Origin of the sequence: Methylobacterium sp. J-070, from assembly GCF_022829385.1 — a bacterium.
Lineage (GTDB): Bacteria > Pseudomonadota > Alphaproteobacteria > Rhizobiales > Beijerinckiaceae > Methylobacterium.
The window spans coordinates 1-22,087 of the sequence record NZ_JAKSXX010000071.1; the positions used below are offsets into that span (position 1 = coordinate 1).

22 protein-coding genes are annotated in these 22,087 nt (G+C 72.1%); 12 read left to right on the forward strand and 10 right to left on the reverse strand.

Annotated features, from left to right (window positions below):
• Positions 1 to 562 (forward strand): methyl-accepting chemotaxis protein (locus MKL01_RS05220; RefSeq protein WP_243904161.1); only part of this gene is annotated, 562 nt, incomplete at its 5' end.
• 6 nt (positions 563 to 568) lie between these two features.
• On the opposite strand, the gene recF is transcribed toward MKL01_RS05220, so the two are convergent.
• From recF to dnaN, 3 genes are all read right to left on the reverse strand, one after another.
• Positions 569 to 1,705 carry a DNA replication/repair protein RecF gene (recF, locus tag MKL01_RS05225; RefSeq protein WP_243904162.1) on the reverse strand — a complete coding sequence of 379 codons (1,137 nt, stop codon included), beginning with the start codon at positions 1,703 to 1,705 and terminating at the stop codon, positions 569 to 571.
• The gene (locus tag MKL01_RS05230; protein ID WP_279604410.1) at positions 1,698 to 1,994 is read right to left on the reverse strand and encodes a type II toxin-antitoxin system RelE/ParE family toxin; all 297 of its coding nucleotides are present in this window, start codon (positions 1,992 to 1,994) and stop codon (positions 1,698 to 1,700) included. Before MKL01_RS05230 ends, recF begins: the two co-directional genes overlap by 8 nt.
• A 98-nt stretch (positions 1,995 to 2,092) precedes the next feature.
• Positions 2,093 to 3,214: a DNA polymerase III subunit beta gene (gene dnaN, locus MKL01_RS05235; protein WP_243904164.1), complete on the reverse strand. Its 1,122-nt coding sequence runs from the start codon at positions 3,212 to 3,214 to the stop codon at positions 2,093 to 2,095.
• A gap of 238 nt (positions 3,215 to 3,452) precedes the next feature.
• Between dnaN and MKL01_RS05240 the strand changes: the two genes are divergently transcribed.
• Entirely contained in the window at positions 3,453 to 4,757 is a 1,305-nt protein-coding gene (locus tag MKL01_RS05240) for an MFS transporter (protein WP_243904165.1), read from the forward strand.
• Positions 4,758 to 4,941: 184 nt separating this feature from the next.
• On the opposite strand, the gene MKL01_RS05245 is transcribed toward MKL01_RS05240, so the two are convergent.
• The gene (locus MKL01_RS05245; protein WP_243904166.1) at positions 4,942 to 5,163 is read right to left on the reverse strand and encodes a hypothetical protein; all 222 of its coding nucleotides are present in this window, start codon (positions 5,161 to 5,163) and stop codon (positions 4,942 to 4,944) included.
• A gap of 132 nt (positions 5,164 to 5,295) precedes the next feature.
• On the reverse strand, positions 5,296 to 6,681 hold the full coding sequence (locus tag MKL01_RS05250) for a hypothetical protein (protein WP_243904167.1): 1,386 nt from the start codon (positions 6,679 to 6,681) through the stop codon (positions 5,296 to 5,298).
• Positions 6,682 to 7,107: 426 nt separating this feature from the next.
• Between MKL01_RS05250 and flgB the strand changes: the two genes are divergently transcribed.
• The 6 genes from flgB (at position 7,108) to flhB (ending at position 10,605) form a co-directional block, all read left to right on the forward strand.
• Positions 7,108 to 7,509 carry a flagellar basal body rod protein FlgB gene (gene flgB / locus MKL01_RS05255; RefSeq protein WP_243904168.1) on the forward strand — a complete coding sequence of 134 codons (402 nt, stop codon included), beginning with the start codon at positions 7,108 to 7,110 and terminating at the stop codon, positions 7,507 to 7,509.
• 49 nt (positions 7,510 to 7,558) lie between these two features.
• The gene (gene flgC / locus MKL01_RS05260; RefSeq protein WP_243904169.1) at positions 7,559 to 7,966 is read left to right on the forward strand and encodes a flagellar basal body rod protein FlgC; all 408 of its coding nucleotides are present in this window, start codon (positions 7,559 to 7,561) and stop codon (positions 7,964 to 7,966) included.
• Between the two features lie 20 nt (positions 7,967 to 7,986).
• Positions 7,987 to 8,301 (forward strand): flagellar hook-basal body complex protein FliE, encoded by a 315-nt coding sequence (gene fliE / locus MKL01_RS05265; protein ID WP_243904170.1) that lies wholly within the window; start codon positions 7,987 to 7,989, stop codon positions 8,299 to 8,301.
• 103 nt (positions 8,302 to 8,404) lie between these two features.
• Positions 8,405 to 8,671 carry a flagellar biosynthesis protein FliQ gene (gene fliQ, locus MKL01_RS05270; protein ID WP_243904171.1) on the forward strand — a complete coding sequence of 89 codons (267 nt, stop codon included), beginning with the start codon at positions 8,405 to 8,407 and terminating at the stop codon, positions 8,669 to 8,671.
• A gap of 51 nt (positions 8,672 to 8,722) precedes the next feature.
• Entirely contained in the window at positions 8,723 to 9,484 is a 762-nt protein-coding gene (gene fliR, locus MKL01_RS05275; protein ID WP_243904172.1) for a flagellar biosynthetic protein FliR, read from the forward strand.
• Positions 9,485 to 9,537: 53 nt separating this feature from the next.
• Positions 9,538 to 10,605 (forward strand): flagellar biosynthesis protein FlhB, encoded by a 1,068-nt coding sequence (gene flhB / locus MKL01_RS05280; protein ID WP_243904173.1) that lies wholly within the window; start codon positions 9,538 to 9,540, stop codon positions 10,603 to 10,605.
• A gap of 84 nt (positions 10,606 to 10,689) precedes the next feature.
• On the opposite strand, the gene moaA is transcribed toward flhB, so the two are convergent.
• The gene (gene moaA / locus MKL01_RS05285; RefSeq protein WP_243904174.1) at positions 10,690 to 11,748 is read right to left on the reverse strand and encodes a GTP 3',8-cyclase MoaA; all 1,059 of its coding nucleotides are present in this window, start codon (positions 11,746 to 11,748) and stop codon (positions 10,690 to 10,692) included.
• Between the two features lie 81 nt (positions 11,749 to 11,829).
• On the opposite strand from moaA, the gene MKL01_RS05290 reads away from it, so the two are divergent.
• On the forward strand, positions 11,830 to 12,252 hold the full coding sequence (locus tag MKL01_RS05290; RefSeq protein ID WP_243904175.1) for a gamma-butyrobetaine hydroxylase-like domain-containing protein: 423 nt from the start codon (positions 11,830 to 11,832) through the stop codon (positions 12,250 to 12,252).
• Positions 12,253 to 12,407: 155 nt separating this feature from the next.
• Positions 12,408 to 12,734: a cupin domain-containing protein gene (locus tag MKL01_RS05295; protein WP_243904176.1), complete on the forward strand. Its 327-nt coding sequence runs from the start codon at positions 12,408 to 12,410 to the stop codon at positions 12,732 to 12,734.
• 52 nt (positions 12,735 to 12,786) lie between these two features.
• On the opposite strand, the gene MKL01_RS05300 is transcribed toward MKL01_RS05295, so the two are convergent.
• Both MKL01_RS05300 and mdoH read right to left on the reverse strand, forming a co-directional pair.
• Positions 12,787 to 13,455, reverse strand: coding sequence for a L,D-transpeptidase (locus MKL01_RS05300; RefSeq protein ID WP_243904177.1), 669 nt, complete (start codon positions 13,453 to 13,455; stop codon positions 12,787 to 12,789).
• A gap of 247 nt (positions 13,456 to 13,702) precedes the next feature.
• Complete coding sequence (gene mdoH / locus MKL01_RS05305) at positions 13,703 to 15,643, reverse strand: glucans biosynthesis glucosyltransferase MdoH (RefSeq protein WP_243904178.1); 1,941 nt, start codon at positions 15,641 to 15,643, stop codon at positions 13,703 to 13,705.
• Between the two features lie 277 nt (positions 15,644 to 15,920).
• On the opposite strand from mdoH, the gene MKL01_RS05310 reads away from it, so the two are divergent.
• Positions 15,921 to 17,435 (forward strand): glucan biosynthesis protein, encoded by a 1,515-nt coding sequence (locus MKL01_RS05310; protein ID WP_243904179.1) that lies wholly within the window; start codon positions 15,921 to 15,923, stop codon positions 17,433 to 17,435.
• A gap of 6 nt (positions 17,436 to 17,441) precedes the next feature.
• Here the strand turns inward: MKL01_RS05310 and MKL01_RS05315 are convergent, their stop codons facing one another.
• Positions 17,442 to 17,642 carry a hypothetical protein gene (locus tag MKL01_RS05315; RefSeq protein ID WP_243904180.1) on the reverse strand — a complete coding sequence of 67 codons (201 nt, stop codon included), beginning with the start codon at positions 17,640 to 17,642 and terminating at the stop codon, positions 17,442 to 17,444.
• Positions 17,643 to 17,748: 106 nt separating this feature from the next.
• Positions 17,749 to 19,239 (reverse strand): glucose-6-phosphate dehydrogenase, encoded by a 1,491-nt coding sequence (gene zwf, locus MKL01_RS05320; protein ID WP_243904181.1) that lies wholly within the window; start codon positions 19,237 to 19,239, stop codon positions 17,749 to 17,751.
• A 717-nt stretch (positions 19,240 to 19,956) separates the two neighbouring features.
• Between zwf and MKL01_RS05325 the strand changes: the two genes are divergently transcribed.
• On the forward strand, positions 19,957 to 22,087 hold a 2,131-nt coding region (locus MKL01_RS05325), incomplete at its 3' end, for a PAS domain-containing sensor histidine kinase (protein WP_243904182.1).

The following is a 22,087-nucleotide window of genomic DNA, read 5'->3' on the forward strand; positions in this document are numbered from 1 at the left end:
GGCGGACCAGACCCAGCACCTCGTGCAGGACCTGAGCCAGGCGGCGACGCGCATCGGCGAGGTGGTCGGGCTGATCTCGACCATCGCCGGACAGACCAACCTGCTGGCGCTCAACGCCACCATCGAGGCGGCCCGGGCCGGCGAGGCCGGCCGCGGCTTCGCGGTCGTCGCCGCCGAGGTCAAGGAGCTGGCCGCGCAGACCGCCAAGGCCACCGAGGAGATCAGCCAGCAGATCGGCCAGATCCAGGGGGTGACCGGCCAGGCGGTCTCGGCCATCGGCACGATCACGGCGCGGATCCGGGAGATCAACGGCGTCGCGACCACGATCGCGGCCGCCGTCGAGGAGCAGGGCGCGGCCACGCAGAAGATCGTCCGCAACGTCGCCCAGGCGGCGACCGGGACGGATCAGGTGACGAGCAACATCGTCGGCGTGGCCCAGGCTTCCGAGGCGACCGGCGCGGCCGCCACCCAGGTGCTCGACGCGGCCGGCGAGCTGTCGCGTCAATCCGAGCATCTGGGGGCCGAGGTGTCCCGGTTCCTCGGCACGATCCGGGCCGCCTGAGACTCCTCAGGCGCCGATCCGCAGCACCTCCGTGCGGGCGCCGGCCTGCGCGAAGGCCTCCGGGTCGGCGCCGGTCATCCAGACCTGCCCCGGCAGGGCGTCGAGGGCCTCGAACAGGCCGGCGCGGCGGCGGGGGTCGAGATGCGCCGCGACCTCGTCGAGCAGGATCATCGGGGCGATGCCGCTCATCGCCCGGACCAGGCGGGCATGGGCCAGGACAAGGCCGATCAGCAGGGCCTTCTGCTCGCCCGTGGAGGCGGTGCCGGCCGGGACGTCCTTGGGGCCGTGGCGGACCACGAGGTCGGTGGTCTGCGGCCCCGTGAGGGTGCGGCCGGCGGCCCGGTCGCGATGGCGGCCGTTGCGCAGGGCCAGGCGGAAGCGGTCCTCGGCCTCGATCGCCGGCCAGACCGCCACAAGGTCGTCGAGGTCGCCCTCCAGGCGGATCGACGCCCAGGGGAAGGGCTGCGCATCGTCCCGGGTCTCGGCGATCAGCCGGTCCAGGCGCTCGGCGGTCTCGCGGCGGGCGAGCGCCACCGCGACCCCGAGCTCGGCCACCTCCCGTTCCACGGCGTCGAGCCAGCGGCCGTCGTCGGGCCGCTCCTCCAGCAGCCGGTTGCGCGAGCGCAGCGCCCGCTCCATGGCGGAGACTCGTGCGCCGTGGCCGGCATCGACCGCCAGCACGAGGCGGTCGAGGAACCGGCGCCGGTCGCCGGCGGCGCCGCGGAACAGCCCGTCGAGGTCCGGGGTCAGCCAGACCACCCGGACGAACTCGCTGAACGCCACCGGCGAGGCCGCGGGGGCGCCGTCGATGCGGCAGAGGCGGCTCGCGCGCCCGTCCGGCCCCGGCGGCTCCAGCCCCGTGCCGAGGCGATGCTCGGCGCCGTCCCGGTCCAGGGTCAGCGACACCGCAAACCCTCCGGAGCCGCCGGAGCGCGCCATGGCGGCGAACTCCGCCCGGCGCAGGCCGCGCCCCGGCACGAACAGCGAGATCGCCTCGAGCAGGTTGGTCTTGCCGGCCCCGTTCTCGCCGACGAGGGCCACGAAGCGGGCGCCGGGGGTGAGTTCGAGATCGGCGTGGTTGCGGAAGTCGCGGGCGATCAACCGGGTGAGACGGGCGGATCCGGCGGCGTCGGGTTCATTCATAAGGCGGCACGATGGAGCGGTCGCGAGCTGAAGGCAGGACGCGATCGATCGAAATTCGGTCGTCGAAGACGCGATGAAGGATCAGGTAAGATCGGAATATGAGGATCCGTACGTTGAGGGCAATCTCCGGCGCGGGCCTACCCATCATCGGCTGCTGGCCCGATGCCAGACAGCGGGAACGCAGGTCCGAGACGAAGCTCCGGGCGCGTGCCGGATGGTCAGCGGCGATGAAATCACCGATCTCGCGCAAATCCATTCGGGCTCGCCGCGAAACGACGACAAGCTTCAAGAGCCGGCCTTTTCCATGGCGGCATAGCGCTTCTCCAGAGCGTCGAGCGAGGCCTCCTGAATGGGATCGAGGACGACCGATCTCGGCATGGCGGCCCGCTACACCCGCATCGGCATCAGCACGTACAGGGCCGGCGCGCCCTCGCGGTCCTGGATCAGGGTCGGCGAGCCCGGATCGGCGAGCTTGAACAGGGCGGTGTCGCCCTCGAGCTGCGCGGTGATGTCGAGGAGGTAGCGGGCGTTGAAGCCGATATCGAGGCCGGCCGCCTCGTAGTCGACGTCGAGTTCCTCGGTGGCGCTGCCTGAATCCGGGTTGTTGACCGAGAGCGCCAGGCGCCCCTCCGCGAGCCCGAGCTTCACGGCGCGGCCGCGCTCGGACGAGATCGTCGAGACCCGGTCCACCGCCTTGGCGAAGGCGTCGCGCTCGACGGTGAGCCGCTTGTCGTTGTTGGCCGGGATCACCCGCTGGTAGTCCGGGAAGGTGCCGTCGATCAGCTTGGAGATCAGGGTCAGGCCGCCCGCGAAGCGCAGGCGGATCTTGGCGGGGGACAGGTCGACCGCGACGGTCTCGCCGCCGTCGTCGAGCAGCTTCTGGATCTCGGCGACCGCCTTGCGGGGCACGATCACACCGGGCATGCCGACGCTGCCCTGCGGGGCCGGGATCTCGACCCGGGCGAGCCGGTGGCCGTCGGTGGCCACCGCCCGCATCACCGGCCCGCCCTCGGTCTCCAGCGTGTGCAGGTAGATGCCGTTGAGGTAGTAGCGCGTCTCCTCGGTGGAGATCGCGAACTGGGTCTTGTCGATCAGCCGCTTGAGGTCGGCGGCGGCGATCTCGAAGCCGTGCGGCATCTCGCCGGCGGCGAGGTCCGGGAAGTCGCCCTCCGGCAGGGCGCCCAGCGCGAAGCGCGAGCGGCCCGAGCGGATGGTCATCTGGCCGGACTCGCCGCCGGTCTCCAGGGAGACCTGTGCGCCGTCGGGGAGCTTGCGCACGATGTCGTAGATCACGTGCGCCGGCACGGTGGTCGCCCCGGCATCGGCCACGTCGGCGGGCACGCTCTCGGTGACCTCGATGTCGAGATCGGTCGCCCGGAGCTGGAGGCCCGACCCCTCCGAGCGCAGGAGCACGTTCGACAGGATCGGGATCGTGTTGCGGCGCTCGACGACCCGGTGCACATGGCCGAGCGACCTGAGCAGGGCCGCGCGCTCGACGGTGACTCTCATCGCGATACTCGAGTGCTGTGGAGGGGCGCCGCGGCCGGCGTCCCTCTCGGAATTGGGCCGGTCAGCTTGGCGAAGGGGACCGGGGAACGCAAGACCGCCGTCGGTGCACCGCACAGCGACCTCGGATCCCGTGCTCAGCCCCGCCAGGCTCGGCCGCCATGCCGAGAGCGGGGTTCCCGCGCGGGCATCCCCGTGCGAAAGCGCCGCAATCGACCTGGATCCCGCTCCGTTCAAGATCATGCTGCAGACCGTCGAGACCGCTGGGTCCGCACCCGCCGCCCCGAGTGCCCGCCGCATCCTGGCGGCCAGCTTCGTCGGCACGGCGATCGAGTTCTTCGATTTCTACATCTACGCCACCGCCACCGCCCTGGTGATCGGCCCGGTCTTCTTCCCCGCCGGCGCACCGGGCGTGCAGCAGCTCAGCGCCTTCGCGACCTTCGCCATCGCGTTCGTCGCGCGGCCGGTGGGCGCGGCCGTGTTCGGCCATTTCGGCGACCGGGTCGGCCGCAAGGCGACCCTGGTCGCCTCGCTGCTGATCATGGGGCTCTCGACCGTCCTGATCGGCTGCCTGCCGACCTACGCCTCCGTGGGCTGGTGGGCGCCGGCCGCCCTGTGCATCCTGCGCTGCGGGCAGGGGATCGGGTTCGGCGGCGAGTGGGGCGGCGCGGCCCTGCTGGCGGTGGAGAACGCGCCGCCCGGCCGGCGGGCCTGGTACGGGATCTTCCCGCAACTCGGCGCGCCCGTGGGCTTCGTCCTGGCGAACCTCGGCTTTTTGTCCCTTAGCGTCTGCCTGTCGCCGGAGAGCTTCCAGGCCTGGGGCTGGCGGCTGCCGTTCCTGGCCTCCGCCGCGCTCGTGGGCGTCGGGCTCTACGTGCGCCTCAAGCTCACCGAGACGCCGGCCTTCAAGGCGGCGCTCAGCCAGGCGCGCCCGGAGCGGGTGCCCCTCGCCACCCTGCTGACCCGGCACGGCCGTGCGGTCCTGATCGGCACCTTCGCGATGGTCGCCGTGTACGCGGTGTTCTACCTGTCCACGGTGTTCGCCCTCGGCTACGGCACCGGCACGCTGGGCTACGCGCGTCCGACCTTCCTGCTGTTCGAATGCATCGCGGTCTGCTTCATGGCGCTCGGCACCGTGATCTCGGGCGCCGCCGCCGACCGCTTCGGACGCCGGCCGGTCCTGCTCTCGGGCATGGCCGCGACGTTCGTGCTGGGCTTCCTCATGGGGCCGATGCTCGGCCATGCCGCCGGCACCGGGACGTGGCCGCCGGTCCTCGGCTTCCTCTGCCTCAGCCTCCTGACGATGGGCTGGGTGTTCGGGCCGATGGGCGCCGTGCTGCCCGAGCTGTTCCCGACCCGGGTCCGCTACACGGGCGCCTCGGTCACCTACAATCTCGCGGGGATCCTGGGCGCCTCGGGGGCACCCTACATCGCGCAGGAACTCACGGCGTTCGGCGGGATCGCGTTCGTCGGATTCTACCTGGCGGGGGCGGCGATCCTCAGCTTCCTCGCCGTCCTGGCGATGCCGGAGACCCGGGGGCGGTGACGCGGCCGGACGGCAGGCAGGTGGGCACCCTCGACAGGCCGCAGCCCCTCCGCGGGCGCGTCCGGAGAGGGCAGGGCACCGGTCGGGCGCGACGCGGCGGACACCTGAACCGGCCCTTCGCCCGGATCGAGGGACGACGGGCGCCTCGGCGGCGCGGCGTCCGCCCCGGCCCCGGCCGTGCCCGTCAGACGCGGCTCGACGCGGCCGGCTCGAAGCGGCCGAGGAACCGGGTCCGCTCCCATAATTCGATCGTGTTGCGCTCTACCATCGCCCGGACTTGGCGCCGGGCCTGGATGTCGTCCTCGGCGGTCAGGACCTCGGCCGCGAAGACGCGTCCGGCGGGGTCGAGCTTGAACGCCCGGTAGGCGCGGCTCCGGCGAGCCGTGTCGGCAGTGAAAGCGAGCATCGGGACCTCCTCCGGCCCCGAGCGTTCCCCAGCTTGGTTAACCGCGTGTTAACGGCGCGTCCGGTCCGCCGGCGAGGCGGTTCAGGTCGGTCGAGGCGGGCGCCGGGGAGACGCATCCCGGAGCAGGCAGCCTCAGCCGCGCTTGTCGAGGGGGCGGCCCAGGAGACGGGCGAACTCGGCCTCGATTTCCTCCACCGAGAACGGGTTTCCGGACGCTTTCGGTTCGGGCCGCGGCGATGGCGCGGGCGCCGCGGGGACCGCCGACGGGGCCTCGGCCGCCTCCGGCGCGGTCGGGGGAGGGGCCGGCGGCGGGGCCACCGGCGGGGGAGCGGCCTGGAACGCCGGGGCGGCCTTCGGCATGGCCGGCTGAGCCGCCGGCGGCGGCACGGGGGCGGGGGCGGGGGCCACCGGATCCCGGCTGGCCGGAGGTTCGGCGGGGATGACCGCCGGCGCCGGCGGTTCGACGGCCGGAGGCGCGACGACCGGCGGAGGCGTCACGGGAGTTGGAGGCGTCACGGGAGCCGGGGGCGTGTTGGACGCTGACGGCGTGACGGGGTCCGGGGGCGCGGCCACAGGCGGCGGGGCGGGGGTGACCGATGCCATGCCGGCGGCGATCGGATCGACACCGTCGGATGTCGCAGCGGACGCGAGGGTCGCGGGGGCCGGCGTGACGGCGGAGGACGGACGCGACAGCGCGGCCTGGAGCTGCCGCGCCATGTCGGAGAGGACCGCCGGATCGACCGTCCGGCGCTCGGAGGGCACCGGGAGGCTCGGTGCCGGCGACGGCTCGCTCGCGATGGGTGCGGCGTCCGCCCCGCGCTCGGAAGCGGGGCCGGACCGGACCTCGGCGAGCGGCGGCGCGGTCCGGCTCAGGATCCGCCGCGGATTGATCGGCTCGCGCGCCGGCGGCGCCTGCACGGCGGGCGGGCCTGTCGGCCCGGGGGACAGCGGCGCGGAGATGTCCTGGCCGGGCTCGTCGCCGCCGAGCAGGGCGGCGTCGAGCGGCAGGGTCACCGCGGGGCCGGCCGGGGAGCGCGGGACGGGCGGTGGCACCACCACGGGCATCGTGAAGCCCGGATCGAACAGGGGCTCGGCGCGAAGCCCCGCCAGCTCGGGGAGCGCCCGCGGCGGCTCGGGCAGGCGCCCGCCCTCGACCAGGGGATCCGGGAGCGGCTCATCCTGGCCGTCCGCAGCCAGCTCGGGCCGAAGCGCCGGCTCGGTCAAGGGACGCTGCGTGCGCTGGATGTTGCGCTCGACCACCACGTCGTTGGGACCGCCGACGAGGAGCAGGTGCTCGACATTGTCCCGGCGCAGCAGGATCAGCTGGCGGGCGCGGTCGAGTTCGTAGACGTCGACGATCCCGAGCCGGGGCTGGCGCCCGCGGCCGCCCCGGCTCGGCAGCGCGAGGCTGCGGCCGGTGAGCCGCCGTACGGTGAACACGATGGCCGCCAGCGCCGCGAAGATGACGGCGAAGATTACGACATACTGGACGATGGGGGAGCCGTCAGAACCGAACACGAATTGCAGCCATCCCAAAGTTACGCACTCGCACGGTCCGGCCGCTGCGGTCCCGCGCCCGGCATGAGCTCGTCCATATCACGCCGGGGGGATGCGAGGCAGACGCTGTTAAGAGTTCGTTAACAGACCTTTTAAAGTAGCGCTATCAAGACAATAGGCTCTGAGATCACGTTCCGGCGCCGGCGAACCGGGCGCGCGGCGGCCGCGTCCGGGCGCGGCACGTCGGTCCGAGCGGCACCGGCGGACGGATCTTCCGAGCGCGAGACGGCATCCGGCGCCGAGCGCGGGCGAAGTTAAAATCTTCCCGCCGCAAGAACGCTATCCCGCCGGGGAGACAGGCCGGCTTAACGGGCCGTTAACCATGCGCACGGCAGATTTTGCCGAGCCCGCTCGTACCGGCGCGGCGACGCCAGACCGGAGGCGACCATGGCCCTCACCGACCTGCCCGTGATCGGCATGCTCCGCACCCGGATGCAATGGGCCCAGGCGCGCCAGGGTGTGATCTCCGAGAACGTGGCCAACGCCGACATGCCGGGCTTCAGGCCCCGCGACCTCGTCGAGCCGAGCTTCAACCGGGCGACCGGGACGCTGGCGTCCGCGGCGACCAGCCTGGTCCTGACCAGCCCGGCCCACATGACGCCGGCCGGGCAGGGGGTCGGGACCGACTCCAAGCGGGCCGGGACATTCGAGATCCGCCCGAGCGGGAACGGCGTCAATCTCGAGGACGAGATGATGAAGGCCGGCGAGAACCAGTCGGATTATCAGCTCGCCGCCTCGCTCTACCAGCACAGCCTGACCACCCTGAAGATCGCCGTCGGCAAGAGCTGACGACGCGGGACGCCGGTCTTTCGTCGCGGCAGGAGGAGGGCTCTGAGCCATGGAATTCAGCAAGTCGCTCACGGTGGCGGCCGCCGGCCTCAAGGCCCAGTCGGGCCGGATGCGGATCATCGCCGAGAACATCGCGAATGCCGATTCCGCGCCGGCCTCGGCGGGGACGCAGCCCTATCGGCGCAAGATCCCGACCTTCACCAGCCACCTCGACGACGGGACCGGCGCGCGGCTCGTGGAGGCGGGCCGGGTGCGGCGCGACCCGTCGGCGTTCCGGACGAAGTTCGAGCCCGGCAACCCCGCCGCCAACGCCCGGGGCGAGGTTCAGATGCCCAACGTCAACGCGCTGATCGAGAACATGGATCTGCGCGAGGCCCAGCGCTCCTATGAGGCGAACCTCAACATGGTCACCGCGACGCGCAAGATGCTGGCGCAGACGCTGGCGATCCTGAAGTGACCGGTCGGGAGGGCTGAGCCATGGCTTCCAGCAACTTCGCGGCGGGCGCCTATGCCGCCGTCCAGGGTCTCGCGTCGGGCCGGCCCACGCCCGGGGTGCAGCCTGCCGCGGGGGCGGGGGGCGAGTTCATGAAGTTCCTCGGGCAGACGCTCGACAGCGTCGGCGATGCCGGGCGCCGGGCCGACACGCAGGCCGTCTCGGCCGCCGCCGGCAAGGCCAACGTCGTGGACGTGGTCACCGCGGTGGCCGAGAGCGAGACCGCCCTCCAGACCATGGTCGCGGTGCGCGACCGCATGATCTCCGCCTACGAGGAGATCATGCGGATGCAGATCTGAGCGTGTCCTGCGGAATCGGCCCTCGAGCACGCGATACGATGCGGTGTCGGTCCGCGGCAGACGGCCGATCTCCCTCCTCCCATTCGAATGAAGCGGCAGACCTATGACCGGCCTCGCCATCCTCGACGTCGCCCGCGACGGCATCTTCGTGTTCCTGAAGATCGCCGGGCCGCTGATGCTGGTCTCCCTCGTGGTGGGGCTCGCGGTCTCGCTGTTCCAGGCCCTGACCCAGATCCAGGAGCAGACCCTGATCTACGTGCCCAAGGTCGTGGCGGTGTTCGCCGCGCTCCTGCTGATGCTGCCGTTCATCGGCGACGCCATGGCGGGCTACATGGTCCGCATCGCCGCCCGCATCGCGGCCGGCGGCTGATGCCCATCCCGGCCGCGACAACGCGCGGAGCGGCGTGCCATAGGCGTGGCGATGAACCTGCTCTTGCCCGGGATCGCCTCCGCCTACCTGATCGTCTTCGCGCGGATCGGCACGCTGATCATGCTGATGCCGGGGGTCGGCGAGCAGATGGTGTCGCCGCGCCTGCGCCTCGCCTTCGCGCTGCTCACGACGCTGGTGCTGTTCCCCAGCGTGCGACCGCTCCTCGGCGGCACGGAGGGCCTGGCCGGCCCCAGGCTGATCGGCCTCCTGTTCGGCGAGACCATCGTCGGGCTGGTCCTCGGCCTCTCGGTGCGGATGGTGCTGGCCGCGCTGCAGACCGCCGGCGTGATCATCTCGGCGCAGATCGGCCTGTCCTACGCCATGATGGTCGATCCGAGCCAGGGCGGGCAGCAGGTGGCGATCGGCAACTTCGTGTCGCTGCTGGGGATCACGCTGATCTTCGCCGCCGACCTGCATCACCTCGCCATCGAGGGCCTGGCGCGGAGCTACGACGTGCTGCCGCCCGACGGCGTCCCGGCCTTCTCGGACGCGCTGATGCTGGCGACGCGGGCGCTGACCCGCGGCTTCACGCTGGCGGTGCAGATCGCCGGACCGTTCATCGCGTTCGGGATCCTGTTCAACCTCGGGCTCGGCGTGCTGTCGCGGCTGATGCCGCAGCTTCAGGTGTTCTTCCTGGCGGCCCCGGCCTCGGCGATGGTGGGCATGCTGCTGCTGCTCGGCTGCCTCGGCGTGATGATGGGCGTCTTCCTGGACGACATCGGACGCTATCTCGCCGAATCCGTCGGCCGCTGAGCCGCCGGCCCGCGCCCGCCCCGCGTTTCCGCGCGCGCTGAGGTCGGAGCACCATGGCCGAGGGCACCGACGACGAGGACAAGACCGAGGAGCCGTCGCAACGGCGGATCGATCAGGCGATCGAGCGCGGCGACGTCGCGTCGAGCACCGAGGTCAACACCTTCGCGATCCTGGGGGCGTTCACGCTCGCGCTGCTCATCGCCGCCCCGGGCATCGCCCAGAACCTGGTGCTCGGGCTCAGGGCGTACCTGGCGAACGCCCACACCCTGCCGGACGACGCCGCGACCATGCGGCAGGCGGCGACCCGGGCGCTCTGGCTGTGGGGCCAGGCGGTGGCCGTGCCCGTGGGACTGGCCGCCGCGGCGGGCGTAGCCGCGGGGATGCTGCAGCATCCGGTGGTCTTCACCGCCGAGGCGCTGATGCCGAAGTTCGAGCGGCTCTCGCCCATGGCCGGCCTGAAGCGGATGGTCGGGGTCGAGGCCCTGGTCCAGTTCGGCAAGGGTCTGGCCAAGATCGCGACGGTGGGCGTGGTCGGCACCGTGGTCCTGTGGAACGACCGCGACCGGCTGGAGGTATTCGTCCAACTCGATCCCGCCGCCTGCCTGCCGGCGATCCTGTCCCTGAGCCTGCGGCTGCTGGCCGGCATGCTGTGCATGCACCTGGTGATCACCCTGGGCGACGCCCTCTACGCGCGCTTCCGCTGGCGCAAGCGCCTCCGGATGTCGAAGGAGGAACTGAAGCAGGAGATGAAGGAGTCGGACGGCAACCCGGAGATCAAGGGCCGTCTGAAGCAGCTGCGCATGGCCCGGGTGAAGAAGCGGATGATGGCCGCGGTGCCCACCGCCACCGTCGTGGTGACGAACCCGACCCACTACGCGGTGGCGCTCCGCTACGAGGCCGGCATGGCGGCGCCGGTCTGCGTCGCCAAGGGCGTCGACACGCTGGCCCTGCGCATCCGCGCGGTGGCGGCCGAGCACGGGGTCGCGGTCATCGAGAACCCGCCGCTCGCCCGGGCGCTCCACGCCACCGTGGAGATCGACCGCGAGATCCCGGCCGAGCATTATCGCGCGGTGGCCGAGGTGATCGGGTTCGTGCTGCGGCTGCGGAAGCGGGCGGCGTAGCCGCAGGTCGGGGCGCGGCGTCCGTCGCCGTCATCGCGGGCGGAGCGAACCAGGCAGCTCGCCGCACGCGCAGAGGCGGCGTGGTCAGCCCCCCGTCACGCTCATGTGGCGCGGCACCGCGGCCTTGCGCTGGCGCTCGATGACGAAGTCATGGCCCTTGGGCTTGCGGGTGATCGCCTCGACCACCGCCGCCGCCAGGACGGCATCGTCCGGCGAGGCGCGCAGCACCGCCCGGAGATCTGCCGAGTCCTCCTGCCCCAGGCACAGGTAGAGCTGGCCGGTGCAGGTCAGGCGCACTCGGTTGCAGCTCTCGCAGAAATTGTGGGTCAGCGGCGTGATGAAGCCGAGCTTGCCGCCGGTCTCCTCGACGCGGACGTAGCGGGCCGGGCCGCCGGTGCGGTCGGGCAGCGGCGTCAGGGTGTAGCGGCTCTCGAGGCGCTGCCGGGCCACCGACAGGGGCAGGAACTGGTCGGTGCGGTCGGCCTCGATCTCGCCGAGCGGCATGACCTCGATCAGCGTCAGGTCCATCCCGAGCCCGTGGGCCCAGGCGATCATGTCGGGGATCTCGTCGGCATTGACGTCGCGCAACGCCACCGCGTTGATCTTGACCTTCATGCCTGCGGCACGCGCCGCCGCGATGCCGTCGAGCACCACCGGCAGGTCGCCCCGGCGGGTGATGGCCCGGAACTTCTGCGGGTCGAGCGTATCGAGGGAGACGTTGATCCGGCGCACCCCGAGGCTCGCCAGCTCGTCGGCGTAGCGCGTGAGCTGGGTGCCGTTGGTGGTGAGCGTCAGCTCCTCCAGCGCACCGGACTCGAGGTGGCGCGACAGGCGGCGGAACAGGTGCATGATGTCGCGGCGCACCAGCGGCTCGCCGCCGGTGATCCGCAGCTTGCGCACGCCCCGGGCGATGAACACGCCGCAGAGCCGGTCCAGCTCCTCCAGGGTCAGCAGATCGCGCTTGGGCAGGAACTCCATGTGCTCGGACATGCAGTAGGCGCAGCGCAGGTCGCAGCGATCCGTCACCGAGATGCGCAGATACGAGATCGCCCGTTGGAACGGGTCGATCAGCGGCGCGGGCGACGGCACGCGGGGCGCCTCTGCCGTAAACCCCTGCGGCGTGCTGGAGATGTCATCGAGCATGATAGAGCATATGATGCCCGATACGGTCGCGGGCAAGCAGCGCCCGGGCCGCAGTCCCGGCTTGCGTGAGGAGTGTGCCCTGTGAACGAGGATCTGTGGCCGACCGAGATCCGCCTGTCGGCGGACCGGCATGTTCTGAACGTCGCCTTCGAGGACGGGTCGCGCTTCGCCCTGCCGGCCGAGTACCTGCGCGTGTCGAGCCCCTCGGCCGAGGTCCAGGGCCATTCGCCGCTGGAGCGCAAGGTGATCGGCGGCAAGCGCGCGGTGGCGATCCTGGCGGTGGAGCCGGTCGGCAACTACGCGGTCAAGCTCGGCTTCGACGACATGCACGACACCGGGATCTTCGTCTGGAACTACCTGCACACGCTGGGCCGCGAGTACGAGACGCGCTGGAACACCTATCTCGCCGAACTGGCCGAGCGCGGCCTCGACCGCGACACGGCGCGGCAGGCGTCGGCGAAGTCCGGTGGGGGCTGCGGCTCCGGCTCGTGCGGGTGCCATTGAGGGCGGCGGCCTCCCGCAGCACGGGTTCCGGCGCGGTCCGGCCTCGCGAGCGGCGTCCGCACCGGGGCTTCCCACGCCGCCGAGAAGGCCGAAGGCTTGCATCGTCTCGACCGTGACGGCACGCCGGTCGATCGACCGCTTTCCTCGGAGCCCAGATGGCCTTCGCCTGCACCATCCCCGCGACACCCACCGTCCGGCAGGACGACGCCACCGTGCGCATCACCCGCTGGGATTTCCCGCCGGGCGCCGTCACCGGCTGGCACGAGCACGGCTGGCCGTATTTCGTGGTGATGCTCATGGACGGGATCCTGCGCGTCCATGACGGGCGATCCGTCAGCGAGACGGCGCTCGCGGCCGGACAGGCCTACATGCGCCCCGCCGGCATCCGGCACGACGTGATGAACGGCTCCGACCACGCGATCGCGTTCATCGAGATCGAGGTGAAGCGCCCGGACGCGCTGGTGACCCTGCCCGCGGCCTGAACGAAAAAAGGCCGGCCTCGCGGCCGGCCCGTCCCGAAATTCCCAGGCGCGCTCAGCGCTGGACGACCACCTTCGTGCCGACCTTGGCGTGGGTGTAGAGGTCCATCACGTCCTCGTTGGTCATGCGGATGCAGCCCGACGACACGGCCGTGCCGATGGTCTCCGGCTCGTTGGAGCCGTGGATCCGGTAGATCGAGCCGCCGAGATACATGGCGCGGGCGCCGAGCGGGTTCTCGATGCCGCCCTTCATGTAGCGCGGCAGGTCCGGCCGGCGGCGCAGCATGGTCGACGGCGGACGCCAATCCGGCCATTCCCGCTTCATCGTGATGGTCTGGACGCCGCCCCAGGTGAAGCCCGGACGGCCGACGCCGACGCCGTAGCGCAGGGCCTGGCCGCCGCCGAGCACGTAGTAGAGCCGCCGCTCGGCGGTGGAGACCACGATCGTGCCGGCGCCGTACGGGCCGCTATACGCCACGGTCTCGCGCGGGATCGCCGACATCTGCGGCACGGCCGCATCGGGATTCATCGGGTCGGCGGCGGGGTTGAGCGAGGCGTTGGCCACCGGCACCGCGACGGTCTCGACCGCCTGCGGGCGCACCCGCACGCTGAGCGCGTCGTTCAGAGGCTGACGGGTGAGCGGATCGATCTCGTAGGCCAGAGCCGGTGCGGCGCATGCGGCCGCGCCGAAAAGCCCGATCAGGGCGGGGAAAAAACGACGCATCAAAGCCTCTCGGGGCAGGCGCGGACTATGGCGGGAACGCGGCGAATACCGGGGCACGATGCCGTGCCGATCCTCGCCAAGGGGTAAACGCTCCCGCCCTAAAGCCAAGCCTCAAACCGTCCCGTCCGGCTGGTTCCGGAACCCCGTGACTCGATGGCAACACTGTGGCAGCTTGGCCGTAAGACGCGGGATGATTTCCGATGATCTCGGGGACCGACGCCTTGGACTTGCCGCCGGAGGCTCCCGGTCAGGCCTCGTCTGCGGCGAGCCAGATGGCCGGTTCGCGGGGTGCCGGACGGATCGCCGCCAGGGGCGGCGGCGGGGCCGCCGGCAGGCCGCGGATCTGGGCGAGCTCGGCGAGTTCCTGCGCCTGCGCGGTGTCGTCGGCGTTCAGGAACAGGCCGCGGGCCCGGGCGGCGCGGCCGAGATCGGCCCGGCTGGTCCAGACGCTCTGCGCCGGGCTCGTGACGAGCGCCAGCGCGAGGGGCGCCATCCAGAGACCGAGCGCCACGTCCCCGACGAGGATCAGCGCGAAGGCGATCAGCCCGCCGACCACCACGGCGTCGGCCTGGAGCCGGAACGCCTCCGACCACGAGACCTGACGGTCGTCCCGGTCCTGGGTCTCCCAGCGCACGACCCGGCCCAGGAAGGTCGCCACCACCGCCCCGGCGGTGAACAGGGTCAGGACGGGCCACAGGATCATCCACGCGGCCTGCTCGAGGGCCGCGCTCGCCAGCAGCGCCCGGGTGCCGCCGAAATCCGCCCGGCGCTCCGGCGCGGCGAGCACGTGACCGAGGCTCAGGAGCTTCGGCAGCGCCAGCACGGCGACGCTGAGGGCGGCCAGCGCGTGCGCAGCGGCGCCCTGCCCGGTCAGCCCGTAGGCCAGGAGGCCGAGGTCACCCGTCCGCGCGGCCTGCCAGGCCGCGAGTCCCGTGAAGGCGATCCAGAGCGGCAGCATCCCGTAGGACAAGATGCCGACCAGGAGGTGCCAGCGGCTCGCGCCGTGCAGGCCGGCCCAGGGCAGCACCCGCAGGTGCTGGAGGTTGCCCTGGCACCAGCGGCGCTCCCGGCCGAGCAGGTCGACGAGGTTGGTGGGCATCTCCTCCCAGGTGCCGCCCATCTCGGGCAGCAGCCGCACCTCCCAGCCGGCCCGGACCATGAGTGCGCCCTCGACGATGTCGTGGCACAGGATCTCGCCGCCCAGCGGCTCCCGGCCGGGCAGCCTGGGGAGCTGCGCGTTCTCCGCGAAGGCGGCGATCCGCAGGATGGCGTTGTGGCCCCAGTAGCTGCCCTCCGGCCCCTGCCAGGTCTCCAGGCAGCGCAAAGCCAGGGGCGCGTAGAGGCGGACGGCGAATTGCTGGATGCGGGCGAACAGGGTGTCCCGGCCCGCCGCGTAGGACACGGTCTGGATCAGCCCGGTACGGGGGCTCTCGTTCATCAGCCCCACGAGGCGGGCCATGGTCGAGCCGGTCATGAGGCTGTCGGCGTCCAGCACGATCATGAAGGCGTACTCGGCGCCGTAGCTGCGGCAGAATTCGCCGATGTTGCCGGCCTTCCGGCCGACATTCTCGGTGCGACGCCGGTAGCGGATCCGCGGCAGGTCCGGGTCGGTCGCCGCCCAGGCCTGGATCCGGGCGAATTCGTGCTCCTCCACGGCGGCGATCGCCCCGTCGCGGGTGTCGGAGAGGACGAAGATGTCGATGGACTCGGCGCCGGCGCGAGCCAGCGAGCGGGCCATCACCCGCAGGCGGGCGAACACCGCGACCGCGTCCTCGGCGTGGATCGCCACGACCGCGGCGGTGCGGCCGGGTCCGGCCGGGACGGCGTCCGCCCCCGCGCGCCGCTCCAGCGCCGAGATCGTCCGGTTTCCCAGCATGGGCGCCACGAGGCCGTAGACGTACTGGCAGGCGACGAAGGCCTGCCAACCCATGACGAGGCTGAACAGCACGAGCACCGCCCAGGCCAGCGGGCTGACGCCCGCCGGGTAGGCCAGCGCGGCGAGCCAGGCGAGGCCGCCGGCGGTGACGAGGGTCGGGACCGCCAGAGCGAGGCGCCGGGCGCGCAGGACCCGGCCCGGCCGCGCGCCGCTCCAGATCTCGGGATGGGGTGCCGTCCCCGACGGATCGGATACGGTCGCCCCGGCGTTCCGATGCGACCGCTCGGCGGAGGAGGTGACGCGTGAGGACATGGCGCGAGGAACTCGACCGTGGAAGGCCGGCGGCCGCCCCGCCGCCTGAGGCCGGGAACCGATGACCGTGGATACCGATATGCGGGGCGAGGACACGGAGCCGACCCAGCCGCACGGGCCGCCGGACGCAGAACGGATCGATCCCCCCTCCCGGCGCCGCGTTCTTCGAACCGTCCTGACCGCGGCTGCGGGTACGGTTCTACCTAGCGCGGCCGAGCTGAATGGGTCCAGAACGTGGGCCGGGTCGGCGCTTCCGCCGCAGGCGCAGGCCGACGCGATGACGTTCGAGACCCTCTCGGCCCGGGCGGCGCGCCTCGCCGCCGCTCCCTATGTGGGGCCGACCGAGGATCTCCCCACCGCGCTCGCCGCCCTCGACTACGACGGCTACCGCGCCATCACCTTCCGGCCGGCGGAGAGCCTGCGCCTCGGCGACACGTTCAGCGCGCAGTTGTTCCATCGGGGCTTCCTGCAGCGCAAGCGCGTGGCGCTCTACCTCCAGCCGCGCAGCGGACCGGCCCGTCCGGTCGCCTACGAGAGCCGCCTGTTCAATCTGGGCACGCGGCTCGCCGGACAGACCTTCACGCCGGACCTGGGCTTCGCGGGCTTCCGCCTGCATCACGCCTTCCCGGACACGCCGGCCTGGCGCCCGAAGGGGTTCCAGGAGGAGTTCCTGGTGTTCCTCGGCGCGTCCTATTTTCGATTGCGGGCGGCCAACCAGGAATACGGGCTCTCGGCGCGGGGTCTCGCCATCGGCACGGGATCGGCGGAGGGCGAGGAGTTCCCCGACTTCGTCGCCCACTGGATCTGCGAGCCGGAGCCCGGGGCGCGCAGCCTGACGGTCCTCTCGCTCCTCGACGGCCCGAGCGTGGCCGGGGCCTACCGCTTCGTCATCACCCCGGGAGACGCGGCCCGGATCGCCGTCACCGCCGAGCTCCATCCGCGCCGGAGCATCGCCAAGCTGGGGCTCGCACCCCTCACCAGCATGTTCCTGTACGGCGAGAACGGGCCGGGTGCCCGGGACGCCAAGCCCTTCGACGACTTCCGGCCGCAGGTGCACGATTCCGACGGCCTGTGCGTCGCCGCGGGTGGCGATCCCGCGGGGATCGACCGGGTCTGGCGGCCCCTGGTCAACGGGCGCGGTCAGCCGCAGGTGTCGGCCTTCGCGGCCCGGCCGCTGGCGGGGTTCGGGCTGCTGCAGCGGGAGCGGGATTTTTCCGCCTATCTCGACGTGGAGGCGCGCCAGGAGGCGCGTCCCGGCTTGTGGGTCGCCCCGGACCCGGCCGGCGGCGCCTTCGCGGAGGGCGCCGTGCAGCTCTACGAGATCCCCTCGGCCGAGGAGTACATGGACAACATCGTGGCGGCCTTCGTGCCGGCCGCTCCCGCGCAGCCCGGCAGCCCGCTGCGGCTCGCCTACGGCCTGACCACCGTGGGCGCGGAGCCCGTGGCGGCGATCCCGGAATCCGCGCTCGCCCGGGTGACCGCGACCCGGTTCGGCGCGGCGGAGCGCCTGCGCCCCATGAAGCCGCCGGACCCGCGGCGGCGGCTCTGCGTGATCGACTTCGCGGGGCCGAGCCTGCCGCAGGGGCCCGACGACGCGGTGGCGGCGGCGGTGTCGGCCAGCGCCGGCACGATGCACGAGCCGGTGGCCAACTTCGTGCCCCAGACCGGCGGCTGGCGCATCTACGTCGAATGGCGGCCGCCGCAGCCGATGGCGCCGGGCGACGTCGTGCTGCGGGCGCAGCTGGTCCGCGGCGCGACGCCGCTCAGCGAGACCTGGGATGCCGTCGTCTGAGACGGCTCAGGCCGTGCGCTGCTCCTGCTCCAGGCGCCGCGCCAGGCGGGTGGCGCCGTAGACCTCGCTCAGGCGGCGCCGGGCCGCCGAGACGGGGGGAGCCTGCCGCTCGACATGGGCGGCCGCGATGACGCGCAGGGCGGCGGCGACCGACCGCTCCATGCGGCGCTCGGCCAGGGCCGCCGTGTCCCGATTGGTGTCCAGCATGCGATGATCCCTCGTGCGACGCCGGGGCCGGCCCTCTCGCGGGGCCGTGACCGACGGCGCAGGCAGGGTTCACCGCAGGCTTGACGGTATCATGGCAGCTTGGCCGTTAGCTGTGGACGCCCGACCAGCGCAGCTCCTCGTGCCAGGTCCGGCCGTCCCGCTCGATCAGCGCGATGGCGGCGGTGGGCCCCCAGCTCCCGGCCGGATAGGGCCGCGGCGATTCCGGGCGGTCGGCCCAGGCCTTGAGCACGCCATCCGCCCAGGCCCAGGCGGCCTCGACCTCGTCGCGGCGCATGAACAGGGTGGCGTTGCCGCGGACCACGTCCATCAGCAGGCGCTCGTAGGCGTCGGGGTAGCGCTGCTTGAAGGTCTCCTCGAAGGAGATGTCGAGGTCCGTCGGGCGCAGGCGCAGGCCGCCGGGGCCCGGATCCTTGGTCATCACCTCGAGCTTCATGCCCTCCTGCGGCTGCAGGCGGATGACGAGGCGATTCGGCTCGCGGCCGAAGGCCTCCTCGGGGAAGATCGAGAACGGCGAGGCCCGGAACTGGACGACGATCTCGGAGAGCTTCTGGGGCAGGCGCTTGCCGGTGCGCAGGTAGAACGGCACGCCGGCCCAGCGCCCGGACTGGATCTCGACCTTCATGGCCACGAAGGTCTCGGTCCGGCTCTCGTGGCCGAGCTCGGACAGGTAGCCCTCCACGGGCTTGCCGTCGACGGCGCCCGCCACGTACTGGCCGCGCACCGTCGCGGTCTGGATGTCGTGGGCGGTGATCGGCTTGAGGGCGCGCAGCACCTTCAGCTTCTCGTCGCGGACCGAGTTGGCCTCGAGATTGAGCGGGCTCTCCATGGCGGTGAGGCAGAGGAGCTGCAGGATGTGGTTCTGCAGCATGTCGCGCATGGCGCCGGACGTGTCGTAGTAGCCGGCCCGGCCCTCGACGCCGACCGTCTCGGCCACGGTGATCTGGACGTGGTCAATCACGTCCGAGGTCCAGAGCCGCTCGAAGATGGTGTTGGCGAAGCGCAGCGAGAGCAGGTTCTGGACCGTCTCCTTGCCGAGGTAGTGGTCGATCCGGAAGATCTGCGATTCGGGGAAGACCTCGCCGACCGCGTCGTTGATGGCGCGCGCGGATTTCAGGTCCTTGCCGATCGGCTTCTCCAGCACGACCCGGGACTTCTGGCCGACCAGCCCGTGGGCGGCGAGGTTGCGGCAGATCGAGCCGTAGAGGTCGGGCGAGGTAGCGAGGTAGTAGGGCCGCACCTGGTCGGGCCGCTCGTCGAGCTTGGCCACGAGGTCGTCCCAGCCGCTCTCGCCGGCTCCGTCGACCGCCACGTAATCCACGTGATCGAGGAAGCGGTGCAGCATCTCGTCGGTCAGGTCCCCGGCGGGCACGAAGCGCTTGAGGGCGTCCCGGGCATGCTCGCGGAAGGCGTCGGTCGACAGTTCGGAGCGCGACGCGCCGATGATCCGGCTGGTTTCCGGGATCTGCCCGTCGCGGAAGCGGTAGAACAGGGCCGGCAGCAGCTTCCGGGCGGTCAGGTCGCCGGTGGCGCCGAACACGACGCAGTCGAAGGAGGCGACGGGGATGATCGTGGCCAAGTGCGGCTCCCTGGTGTCGTGCGCTGGCTGCGTCGCACTGACCTAAGCTGGTTGCAAGGGCCTCGCCAGACGAGGGGCGCAGGTCAGCGCTGTGCGGGCTTCGACACGGGGTCGAGGCGTGAGATCCGACCGGGCGGGGCGCTCGTTCGGCGCGGCGTCCGGCCTGTGCCAGCTTCGGAGGATGTGAGCCGTGCAGCTCACCGCCCATGCCCCGGACCCGATCGAGACCGCGGAGCAGGACCTGTCGGAAGCCTCTGGCTGCTCGATCGGCCCGAACACGGGATCGACCATCCGCTTCCCGAGGCCCTAGCGGCCGCCGCGACGAGCCCGCTTCAATCAGGCGGCCATCGCGCGCACCGAGGGATCCCGGCCAGCCTCCGCGGGCGGCCGAGTGTCTCGGGCCCCGCAACGGCGATCCCGGGGACGGCGCCGCTCGTGCGGCCATGACGCGGCCTGTCGGGAACGCGCCCCTGTGGTAAATCCGGACGGTCGATCCGTGTGACCCCCGAGGCCGCGCGTCCAGCGGTCGAAGATGTGTGAACCGAGTAGCGTGCCGCATTGAGTGCCGCGAAACGCGACGGAACCGAAAAGCCACGCTTCGTCCACCTTTTTTCGCGAGGCTGTAGCGAGGCTTGACGCGACGCGCGTAGTGCCGCCCTGCCCGTGTCCTGTTATGGCCGGCGGGCGCAACCGGGTGACTGTTCTGGAATGAAGCCGATGGCCGACGTCACTGGACCTCCGGCGCCCGCCGCGGGCCCGCAGAATTCGGGCCTGCCGGCGGCCGGCGGGCCGATCGCGGTGGCGCACGCGACCGCCCCGCAGGCGACGGGCTCGATCGACCGGTCGGAGCAGCCGGGCCGGGTCGGGCTGCTGCTCGTGCTCGCCGGACTGCTGGTCGGGGCCGCCATCGGCCTGTCCTTCGTGGCCAACGAGCAGGCCCAGTCGCTCATCGTGTGGCTGCTGGCGCTGCTGGCCATGGCGGGCGTGTTCTTCCTGTTCGCGCTGGCCATCGGGGCGCTCCAGCTCAGCGGCAGCGCCGCCCGGGACGACATCACCAAGGGCATCGTCGACGCCTCGCCCGACGGGCAGCTGGTCGTCGAGGACGGCGGCCGGCTGATCTACGCCAACGAGGCCTATCTGCGGATCGCCAGCGGCGACACCTTCTCCAACCTCGTGCCGGTGGAGCGCATCCTGGTCGGCCCCCCGGAGGTCTCCGAGGCGGTCTACCGCCTGTCGCAGGCCTCGCGCGATGCCCGGGCCCATACCGAGGAGGTCCGGATGTCTCCGCCGCTCGGGCCCCCGACCGGCGAGCGTGCCTTCGGGTGGTACCGGGTCTCGGTCCGGCCGCTGTCGCGTCCGCGCCGGGCGGCCTCGCTCTGGACCGTGGCCGACATCACCGCCGAGCGCGAGCGCCAGGAGAACGTCTTCCAGGAACTCCAGCACGCGATCGACTACCTCGACCACGCCCCGGCGGGCTTCCTGTCGATCGATCCGGCCGGCGCCATCGTCTACATGAACGCCACGCTCGCGGCCTGGCTCGGCTACGACCTGGCGAGCGTCGGTCCCGGCGGCCCGCATCTCACCGAGATCGCCCCGGAGGCGGATGTCCTCGTGCGCACCGCCGGCCTCCCGGGCGAGGTCCGCACCGACCGGTTCGACCTCGACCTCCGGCGCCGCAACGGCCACACCCTGCCGGTGCGGCTCTACCACCGAGTCGCCTTCGGCAAGGACGGCAAGCCCGGCTCCTCGCGGACCTTCGTGATCAACCGCTCCGCCGGGGCCGAGACCGACGAGCCGCAGCGCGCCGCCGAGGTGCGGCTCGCCCGGTTCCTCAACAACTCGCCGATCGCCATCGCGACGCTCGACCGGAGCGGGCGGATCGCCCGGGCCAACGCCTCCTTCACCCGGCTGTTCGGCACGGTGCCGCGGCAGGCCGAGGACGGGGCGATCGACGGGGAGGGCGTCCCCCGGGTCGAGCCCAACGTCGCCGATTCGGTGTCCGACCGGACCGGGCTGGAGGCGGGGCTCGCCCGCGCGGCGAGCGGTCTCACCGATCCGGAGCCGATCGAGGTCCAGCTGAACGGGCCCGGGGGCCGCTCGGCGCGGGTCTGGCTCAGCCCGGCCGACGGCGGCGATCCGGGACAGAAGACCGACGAGGCCGAGCGGGTGATCCTGTACGCCCTCGACACCACGGCCCAGCGTCAGCTGGAGCAGCAGGTCGCCCAGGCCCAGAAGATGAACGCCGTCGGCCAGCTCGCGGGCGGCATCGCGCACGACTTCAACAACGTCCTGCAGGCGATCATCGGCTACTCGGATCTGCTGCTCGCGAGCCACCGGCCGACCGATCCGGCCTTCCAGGACATCATGCAGATCAAGCAGAACGCCAACCGGGCGGCGGGCCTCGTGCGCCAGCTCCTGGCGTTCTCGCGGCGGCAGACCCTGCGCCCGGAGGTGATGAATGTCGGGGAAGGGTTGTCCGAACTCACGCTCCTGCTCAAGCGGCTGCTCGGCGAACGCGTCGCCCTCGAACTGAAGCACGGCCGCGAGGTCTGGCCGGTGAAGGCCGACGTCAACCAGTTCGAGCAGGTGATCGTGAATCTCGCCGTCAACGCCCGGGACGCGATGCCGGAGGGCGGCAAGCTGATGATCCGCACCGAGAACGTGACCGATCCGAGCCCGGCCTCCGCCGAGGGGCGGGGCGGCACGCCCGCGGGCGACCATGTGCTGATCGAGGTCCGCGACACGGGCCAGGGCATCCCGCCCGAGCTGATGGAGAAGATCTTCGAGCCGTTCTTCACCACCAAGGAGATCGGCAAGGGCACCGGCCTCGGGCTCTCCACCGTGTTCG